The 9,762-nt window shown below is 47.1% G+C and carries 4 protein-coding genes; 1 reads left to right on the top strand and 3 read right to left on the bottom strand.

Going from position 1 to position 9,762, the window contains the following annotated elements:
• Positions 1–349: 349 nt before the first annotated feature.
• Complete coding sequence (gene gltB / locus QUA24_RS13655) at positions 350–5,077, top strand: glutamate synthase large subunit (RefSeq protein WP_333230360.1); 4,728 nt, start codon at positions 350–352, stop codon at positions 5,075–5,077.
• A 181-nt stretch (positions 5,078–5,258) separates the two neighbouring features.
• Here the strand turns inward: gltB and QUA24_RS13650 are convergent, their stop codons facing one another.
• The 3 genes from QUA24_RS13650 to QUA24_RS13640 all read right to left on the bottom strand — a co-directional run bounded on the left by QUA24_RS13650 (position 5,259) and on the right by QUA24_RS13640 (position 9,407).
• A complete protein-coding gene (locus QUA24_RS13650) occupies positions 5,259–5,657 on the bottom strand; it encodes a PIN domain-containing protein (protein ID WP_333230359.1) in 399 nt (132 codons plus the stop codon).
• Positions 5,658–5,663: 6 nt separating this feature from the next.
• Positions 5,664–5,897: a hypothetical protein gene (locus QUA24_RS13645; protein WP_333230358.1), complete on the bottom strand. Its 234-nt coding sequence runs from the start codon at positions 5,895–5,897 to the stop codon at positions 5,664–5,666.
• A gap of 126 nt (positions 5,898–6,023) precedes the next feature.
• Positions 6,024–9,407: an Eco57I restriction-modification methylase domain-containing protein gene (locus QUA24_RS13640; protein WP_333230357.1), complete on the bottom strand. Its 3,384-nt coding sequence runs from the start codon at positions 9,405–9,407 to the stop codon at positions 6,024–6,026.
• Positions 9,408–9,762: the final 355 nt, after the last annotated feature.

Here is a 9,762-nt window from a genome sequence, read left to right as displayed (position 1 = left end):
ACCTGTGTTCGCTGCAAGGCTACCCTTGCGGACTCAGGAAAAACCCACACAAAAAACTAGATCGGCTGCAATGTATCTAGTTGCAGGGCGGCGATCGCCCAAAGAATCACTGCTTTTTAACAGCAGGGTATTCTAGGAGACATCTCTGAGGCGATGCGAGCGAGATAATTTAAAATCTGCAAACAGGGTTTCAGTGCTAGGTACAGGCCGCATAGACGTAAATTTTTAATCAAATCAGCTTCCAATGTGCTGTCTTAAAGTTTACTAGGCTCCCACCGCTCGGCAGCCTTCTCTCTCCGAGCTATAAAAACGCATCAACACACAATCACGGAAATAACATTCAATCAACATGGGTAACACGATCGATCCAAACAGAAACGTGCATCAAACTGAGCGAGGAACTCCATTCGCCGGCCAAAGCTGGTTAGTGGAAGAAAGAGATGCCTGCGGTGTGGGTTTTATTGCTAACCAAAGCGGCGAAGCTACGCACTCCATTATTCAAAAAGCGCTCCCAGCTTTAACTTGTCTAGAACATCGCGGTGGTTGCAGCGCTGACTCTGATTCCGGCGATGGTGCGGGTTTAATGACCGCGATTCCTTGGGAATTGCTGGATACTTGGTTCGCCGAACAGGGAATTGTGCCTCCCGCACGGGAAAACTGCGGTGTGGGAATGCTGTTTCTGTCTCAAGATAAATTTCAAGCGACTATAGCGCGGCAGGTGGTGGAGCAAGTTCTGACCGATCGCGGGCTGACAGTTGTGGGATGGCGCAAAGTTCCCATTGTACCGTCGGTTTTGGGCGAGCAAGCGCTAGAAAATCAACCTCAAATCGAACAAGTAATTGTCAGTTCACCGCAATTAGCCGGAGACGAACTCGACAAACATCTATTTCTGGCGCGCCGCACGATCGGACACGCGCTGTCAAATCGCCCCAACTTCACCCGCCAAGACTTTTATACTTGCTCTTTTTCCTGCCGCACGATCGTCTATAAAGGCATGGTGCGATCGGCTGTACTAGCAGAATTTTACCCAGACCTGAAAAATCCCGCTTATAAAAGCTCCTTTGCCGTCTATCACCGGCGCTTCAGCACCAACACCATGCCCCGCTGGCACTTAGCCCAGCCGATGCGCTTGCTGGGACACAACGGCGAAATTAACACGCTGTTGGGCAATATTACCTGGATGAAGGCGCGGCAAGCGAATTTAGCTCACCCGAATTGGACTCAAGCTGATATCGACACGTTCAACCCAATTGTCAATCCCGAAAGCAGCGATTCGGCAAACTTGGACAACGTGATGGAGTTGTTGGTACACTCGGGCCGCACCCCCCTGGAATCCCTGACAATTCTGGTGCCCGAAGCTTACAAAAATCAGCCGGATTTGGCTCCTTATCCAGAAATTGTCGATTTTTACGAATATTACAGCGGCATTCAAGAACCTTGGGACGGCCCCGCACTGCTGGTATTCAGCGACGGCAAACAAGTAGGTGCTACGCTCGATCGCAACGGTTTGCGGCCGGCCCGCTACTGCATTACTAAAGACGGTTTGGTAATTGTGGCTTCCGAAGCCGGAGTTGTCGATATTCCCGAAGCAGATATTGTCGAAAAAGGCCGTTTGGGGCCCGGACAAATGATTGCAGTGGACCTGCAAACTAAGGAAATTCTCAAAAATTGGCAACTCAAGCAGCGCATTGCTAAGCGGCATCCCTACGGCGAATGGCTGCAAAAACACCGCGAAACCTTGGAACCGCAGCCTTTTGCCGAAACAGCAACCCTAGACTCGCAAACGCTGTTGGCAACCCAAACTGCTTTCGGCTACACAGCCGAAGATTTGGACATGGTAATCGTCGAGATGGCGAGTTCTGGGAAAGAACCGACTTTCTGCATGGGCGACGACGCTCCCTTAGCTGTATTGTCAGAAAAGCCTCAGTTGCTGTACAACTATTTCAAACAGCGGTTCGCTCAAGTCACAAATCCGCCGATCGACCCCCTGCGCGAGGGGATGGTGATGTCGCTGACGATGAATGTGGGCCTGCGGGGCAATTTACTGCAAGCAGTGCCGGAAAATGCCAAGCGGTTGAAAATTGATTCTCCCGTACTCAACGACGCTGAACTGTCTTTCTTGAAAGATCAAAAGTCTTTCCCAGCTACGGAATTGTCAACTCTTTACAAAATTTCTGCTGGGCCTTCTGGTTTGAAAACAGCAGTCGAGCAACTTTGTCAAAAGGCGGCTGCTTCGGTGCGCGAGGGTTCGAGAATTCTGATTTTGAGCGATCGACTATCGAAGGCACAAGGCGAATCTTCTGTGGGATTGAGTGCAGAATTCACTTATATTCCGCCCTTCCTGGCAGTTGGTGCGGTTCACCACCACTTAATTAGCGTCGGCCTGCGGATGCAAACTTCGCTGGTTGTTGATACCGCGCAATGTTGGAGCACTCACCACTTCGCTTGTTTGATTGGTTACGGGGCGGTGGCTGTTTGCCCTTACTTGGCATTGGAAAGCGTGCGCGCCTGGTGGTCTGACAGCAAGACTCAAAATTTGATGCAGCACGGCAAAGTTCCCAATATTACCGTGGCACAGGCTCAAGCTAGATACCGCACAGCAGTGGAAAACGGCTTGCTGAAGATTATGTCGAAAATGGGGATTTCACTGCTGGCTAGCTATCAGGGGGCCCAAATCTTTGAGGCGATAGGCATTGGCGGTGATTTGCTCGATTTGGGTTTCAAAGGCACGGTTTCTCGGATCGGCGGTTTGAGTGTGGCGGAACTCGCTAATGAGGTAATGTCTTTCCACAGTCAGGCTTTCCCAGAATTGCACCTCAAAAAGCTGGAAAATTACGGCTTTGTGCAGTACCGGCGGGGCGGTGAATATCACATGAACAGCCCGGAAATGGCTAAGGCTTTGCACAAGGCTGTAACTACTTTTAAGGCTCAGACTAACGGCAACGGTAACGGGGCTCAAGCAAAAACTTCCACCACGGTGGACAAAAATGGTGAAAGTGCCTACGACCATTACGAGGTTTACAAGCAACAGCTCGAAAACCGCCCGGTAACGGCTTTGCGCGATTTGCTGGATTTCCAGAGCGATCGCCCTTCCATTCCCATTGAAGACGTAGAATCTGTAGCAGATATTGTCAAGCGCTTCGCCACCGGCGGTATGTCCCTCGGCGCTTTGTCCCCGGAAGCCCACGAAACGCTAGCCATTGCGATGAACCGTATCGGCGGCAAATCCAACTCCGGCGAAGGCGGCGAAGACCCGGTGCGCTACAAAGTGCTAAACGATGTGAGCGAGGCAGGTTTCTCACAAACGCTACCTCACTTAAAAGGTTTGCAGAACGGCGATACAGCTTCTTCATCCATCAAACAGGTAGCTTCCGGGCGTTTCGGGGTGACTCCTGAGTACCTGATGAACGCCAAACAAATCGAAATTAAGATCGCACAAGGTGCGAAACCGGGTGAAGGCGGTCAATTGCCAGGGGCGAAAGTGAGCGAGTACATTGCTTATTTGCGCCGATCGAAACCGGGTGTCACGCTGATTTCGCCTCCTCCTCACCACGATATTTATTCGATCGAGGATTTGGCGCAGTTGATTTTTGACTTGCACCAAATCAATCCGAAAGCAGGAGTTTCTGTGAAGTTGGTGTCGGAAGTTGGCATCGGGACTGTAGCCGCCGGTGTCGCCAAGGCAAATGCTGATGTGATTCAAATTTCCGGCCACGATGGCGGCACCGGTGCTTCGCCATTGAGTTCGATTAAGCACGCAGGTTCTCCGTGGGAACTCGGATTGACAGAAGTTCACCGGGTGCTGATGGAAAATAAATTGCGCGATCGAGTTTTGCTGCGCGTTGACGGTGGCTTTAAAAGCGGCTGGGACGTGATTGTAGGCGCTTTGATGGGCGGCGAAGAGTACGGTTTCGGCACGGTGGCAATGATTGCAGAAGGCTGCATTATGGCTCGGGTTTGCCACATGAATAGTTGTCCGGTGGGGGTAACAACTCAACAAGAACACTTGCGGAAACGGTTCCCCGGTACACCGGAACACGTTGTTAATTTCTTCTATTTCGTAGCACAAGAAGTGCGGAGTTTGCTGGCGAAATTGGGTTATAAGTCGATCGCAGATATCATCGGTCGCGCGGATTTGCTGAAAATGCGCGATGGGGTGAAACTAACTAAAACCCAAGCGATTAATTTGGATTGTTTGACCAAGTTACCAGATACTAAGAGCGATCGATCTTTCTTAATACACGGCGACGTACACACCAACGGGCCAGTGTTAGACGATGATTTGCTGGCGGATGCGGAGATTCAAAGTGCGATCGCCAATCACGGCACTGTTAGCAAGAATGTAAAATTGGTGAATACCGATCGCACTGTAGGCGCAAGAATCAGTGGTGCGATCGCACAGCAACACGGTAACACCGGCTTTAGCGGTCAAATCACCCTCAACTTCACTGGTAGCGCGGGCCAAAGCTTCGGCGCGTTCAATTTGCCGGGGATGACGCTGGTACTGTCAGGCCAAGCCAATGACTACGTTGGTAAAGGAATGCACGGTGGCGAAATCGCGATCGCACCGCCGGCTGGTGCGACTTATGATGCTTCCGAAAATGCGATCGTCGGTAACACTTGTTTGTATGGTGCGACGGGGGGAACTCTGTTGGCTGCGGGTAAAGCTGGCGAACGGTTTGCGGTGCGTAACTCGATGGCGAAAGCAGTGATCGAGGGTGCGGGCGATCACTGCTGCGAGTACATGACTGGGGGCGTGATCGTCGTGTTAGGAAAAGTCGGCCGGAATGTCGGCGCTGGAATGACTGGCGGTTTGGCTTATTTCCTCGATGAAGATGGGACTTTCCCGGCTCATGTCAACGGAGAGATTGTGAAGATGCAGCGGGTTTGTACGGCGGCTGGGGAGGCGCAATTGAAGGAGTTGATTGAGGCTCAGTGCGATCGAACCGGCAGCAAGAAAGCTGAGAATATTTTAGCAAATTGGTCGGAATATTTGCCTAATTTCTGGCAAGTTGTGCCGCCAAGCGAAGCGAATTCGCCGGAGGCTTCGGAACAAAAGATCGCTGTGGAAGTGTAATTTTCCAGTTGATTAAATAGAAGAGGGGCGACGCGAGTTGCCTCTTTTTTCATCTTCATATCAAATCCCTTGGTATCGAAATTTTTCATCTCTCTCTTCTCTTCCTCAGCGTCCTCTGCGCTCTCTGCGGTTTAATAATTCCGAAACATTGGCTTTCCTCTTTTAACCGTTGTTTTATTAATCACCAGATAACAGAAATTACACCTGAAGCCGTAATATTTCCATCGCACGTCAACAGCGCAACAGCTTCACCTTGATTTTGCAAAATCATTGCGGTTGCTACAATTTGACGATCGTGCATTTCATGGATGCTCAATAAGCTGAGCGTTTGGGTGATGATGGTTCTATCGAGTGGATAAATCGCGATTCTAGGATCGCTGTTAACTGCATTCAACAAAGCATTCACAGATGGAATTGATGTTTTTCTTCGTTCTACAATCCATGCAGCTTCAGCCAAGGCGATCGCAGGTAGAACAAGCTGACTGGTCAAATTGGAGAGAATTGCTTGGGCTTGAGTCCCCAATCTTTGATTTCCTTCGAGAAACCAGATCAGCGCGTGGGTATCAATGACATATTTCATCGGCAGCTATGACCAATCTAATTCATCGTCAGTATCCCCTTGAAATTCGGCAATCTCGAAATCAGCTTCGGTGGATTGATGAGAACCTGCAAACATTCCAAACTGGATAAATGTAGGCGATCGAGGAATGGATGGCGCAGCCAAAAAAGTAATCACCACGCGGCTTTCATAAATGTTTTCAGGAACTTCTAAAAGTTCGATGACTCCATTTCTGTAAATTCCTTCAAATGCTTGGAGCATAATGATTCACCTCGCGTACAAAGTATGGTCTATCGACTCGCTAGTTAACAATCCCAGTCTAACAAATCTTCCCCCAAAAACACAAATTTTTGATAATATAATAGTTTTATAAAATATAACATTATATCAAATCTGTCGGGCGATCGGCATCCGCGGAGGTGCTGTTTTCCACATCAAATCTATTTCTTCTGGTGTCAATCCGTAAGCTTGATTAACTAAATCGGATAAACGGTGTTCGAGTCTCAACGCCTCAGCTTTGCGAGATTGAATAGCCGGTGCATATTCATTATAAGTTTCGCGGACTGCTTTTAGTCCAGCAACGCCGAGAGGATCGGAGGATTTAGTTTTTGGCATCCGCTTTCTGATTTCTGCTACAAACTCTGCAAAGGAAAGCGCAGAAAAATCTTCGAGTTTTTGTCCTAGTTTATCAATTAAATAAGTGATTTCCAGCCAGTGCAACACATCTCGGTGAGTTTCTTGATTAGTTTTGGCGATTTCAATTAAACGGCTGACAATTGGTTCTACTTCGGCACGAATTGAGTCAGTTGGTGGTGCGATGGGTAAAGCTTCTACCTGTTCTCTAAACATTCGCAGTGTGTCATTAATTCCTTTTTGCAAAGTGTGGTGACAAATCCACCAAGTTATTGGCGAACACAGCCACCCAAGCATATAAAAATTTCCTGTTGGCCATAGATAGCAAGTATTCACTGGGTATATCTCTTGATCGACGAAGCAAAACCAAGAATAAGTAGCCAAATCTTGAGTGATAATTTTTGGTTCTTGAAAAACGTTATAGTAGGCACACGATCGCAGTTCCCACCAGTAACGCCCTTGGTCGGAACGCTTAGACAGTTTTTCTTGCCTCGGCTTCATATACTTATATACCGATGGAAATGTTTGTGCAAATACTTCCTCTGCTTTATCGTTTGCGGTACTCCACGGCCATACACTATCGCTGCTAGATTTCAGCAGAATAATCCAAAGGTTTTCCCACTCAGGACTCCAGCGTTTAATGTTCTGACCTCGCAATAATGGCTTGATGATTTCAGCGGATTTAGGGTCTGCTTGCACTAGACTGTTTTTAGTAGCTTCATCAATTAAAAAAGCTTCATTCAATCCTGTTAAAATACCTCGATAAGGCTTAACTCCTGCAAAATCTTTAAGCGGAACACCCACTCGTTGAATTTTTTGCATCAAATCATCAACAGCAGGAGGTTCCAAACTCCAAGCATTCGCAGTAAAACGATCTCGCGAAATTTGATAGCCGTGTTGTTGAACGTATTGTGTAAGGTTGATATTAGCAAGTTCCTCGCGCGGAACCGAACAAACAATGACAGGCGAATTAAGTTCAGATTTACCTTGGTCAATCTCGCTTTCAGTTTCAGAGATACATAGAGAAGCGTTAGGTTTTCTGACTGCGACAATACAGGGAAAAGTATCAGCATCCTCAAAAATTGGCGCGTGTCCGAAATCAATAATTTGCTCTAGTAAAGCTTGACTGGCAAAGAACTTGCGTAGAGGTTCGCCGTATCCCGAACGCAGCCATTTATTTGTGACAATATACGAAAGCACTCCCCCCGGTTTGAGAATGTTTAATCCGAGTTCATAAAAGTAAGTATAAAGGTCTGCTACCCCGTTATAGGATTCATAATTTGCTTGCAAATAGGGTTTAATTGGAGATAGCAACTCCTGCCGCACGTAAGGCGGATTGCCAATGACTACATCAAAACCGCCATCAGCAAAAATCTGGGGAAATTCAGCTTGCCAATCAAACGCTGTATCTGCTACATTACTGTCAGCGACGATCGAGTTTCCCGCTTTAATATTATCATCCAAATACGTCAGGGTTTTACCCGCTTGGGCCGTCTTCAACCACAGGGAAAGTTTGATAATTTCGGCCGATTCCGGCAGCAAATCTACGCCGTACAGGTTGTTGCTTAAAATGCTTCGGTCAAATTCCAGCGAGTTGCCGTTTTTTGGCTTACATCCCAAAGCATTCAATTCGCGATCGACTCTTTCGTACTGCTGCATCAAATAATCAAAAGCCGCAATCAAAAAAGCACCCGAACCGCACGCCGGATCGATGACGCGCGTTTTTTGCAGCACTTCGTCTCGATACGTTTTCCAAAACTTAATTGCAGTTTTTTTTGCCGGCTGAACCGACACTTCAGCAACTTCGCCCATTAGGAATAAATCGCGCAATTCTTGCTCTCGACGCTGCAAATAGCCACCGAGAGAAACCTCGACAATATATTGAGTAATATAAGCTGGCGTGTAAAACACACCTTGAGTTTTCCGCTTGCCTTTTTTCGGATTGTATTCCTGTCCGGTAGTTTCAGCATTTAACTCTTCCAAATCTGTAACAGACTGCTCGAAAATATGCCCCAAAATATCGACGGAAACTTCGGTATCAAAATCAAATCTTGTCAGCTTATTCAGCAGACTGCATAAAGGATTTGGCACAGTCAATTGTGCGTCTAAAACCGGATCGAATTTAAATAAACCGCCGTTGTATACCGGTACAGGAGGGTCATCATTTCCCACATCAACCCAGCGAAATACAGATTGATAATTTTCCCATATTAATCTAGGATTGTATTGGTCTTTGTGGTCGTAAGCGGTGCTGAGCGTGTTTCGCGGCAGCAACCCTTTATCTTCACAAAAAGCAATGAATAAAACGCGGTCTAAAGTTTTTTGAGCTTTTTCGATGAGTACGCGATCGCGGTTGGGGATATCCTGCGGCCCAGAAAAGCGAAAATGCTTGACGAGAGCGAGTCTAATTGCTTTGTACTCTTGATATAATTTATTGGTAATTTCTTCTTGAGCTTCGTCAGAGTCTTTTAACAGTCTGTCAACAACAGAACCTGTTTGCTCTTGGTTTTTAGGCAAAAAATTGCGGCGACACAGCAGAAAGTAAAACCGCTTAAAAGCTGCAATATCCGCCAAGTCAGTCAGAAAAAATTGTTCGTAATAAGCAGGAGTTTTATTGGTATGATAAAGTCGCAACTCTCGATAATTCGAGACAATAATCCAGCGACAATCTGGTGTATAATTAGCGTAGCGCCAACCTTGGTCAACTGCTGATTCCGATCGCCCGGATGCGGGACGGTCTAAATCATTTTTCGCTCCCTTGAGTTCGATCGGAGCAATCACTTTACCTTGCAGGGAAACGGTTTCGCCTTTAGGATTGTCAGCAGCAGTAAAAAAGCCGATCGCCCCGTCAGCAGAACCGCCACCATCAGATATAGTTTGTTCTGCGTTAATTTCCCAAGCTTTCCCCGCACCTTGAATTACCGAGCAGTATCCCAAAACATCCTGAAAAATATCATTAATAAAACTGCCGTGCAGCGAAACTTCTTTCACTTCGTCTAACGTACCCGTTTTAAGTGCAGCAATCCAGGTTCCCAATTTTTGGTGGCGCACTTCCATATCTTGCGGAAAGCTAAAAGCGCGCAAAGCAGTGTTGAGTGTTTTGCTGTGAAAAAGGGCGCGAGTAGAGCGATTGGTCATCTTTTCAAGCAGGTTAATAAAGTTAATTTTACAGCATCCAAGTGCAACAGCGGCTCAGACCTTCTGCTATCAAATCAGTTGTACTCAAAGGTCGATCCTCTTCGAGGGCTTCGCTAACGCACCCTGACCCCTCAAAAAAGCCTGTGAACCGCAGCTATCGGGTTCTTAACCCTCTTTTGTCACTCTCGTGGTAGTATAAGGAGTGACACAGATCAAAAGCATTGCCAGTCCTATGGTAGAACCTCGTCAACCAGTACCCACAGTCAAATTTATAGATGAATAAGTAGTTAGACAGAATTAATTACACAAATACATAGTAGAATGATATTCCAGGCAAAATTATGAGTTAATTAGA

This window comes from Microcoleus sp. Pol12B5, assembly GCF_036701335.1.
Lineage (GTDB): Bacteria > Cyanobacteriota > Cyanobacteriia > Cyanobacteriales > Microcoleaceae > Microcoleus.
This window is presented reverse-complemented; position numbering and strand designations above follow the sequence as displayed.

Excerpts from the sequence above, each read along its gene's own strand:
- gltB (WP_333230360.1), top strand. The coding sequence starts at position 350 with ATGGGTAACACGATCGATCCAAACAGAAACGTGCATCAAACTGAGCGA.
- QUA24_RS13650 (WP_333230359.1), bottom strand. The coding sequence starts at position 5,657 with ATGAAATATGTCATTGATACCCACGCGCTGATCTGGTTTCTCGAAGGA.
- QUA24_RS13645 (WP_333230358.1), bottom strand. The coding sequence starts at position 5,897 with ATGCTCCAAGCATTTGAAGGAATTTACAGAAATGGAGTCATCGAACTT.
- QUA24_RS13640 (WP_333230357.1), bottom strand. The coding sequence starts at position 9,407 with ATGACCAATCGCTCTACTCGCGCCCTTTTTCACAGCAAAACACTCAAC.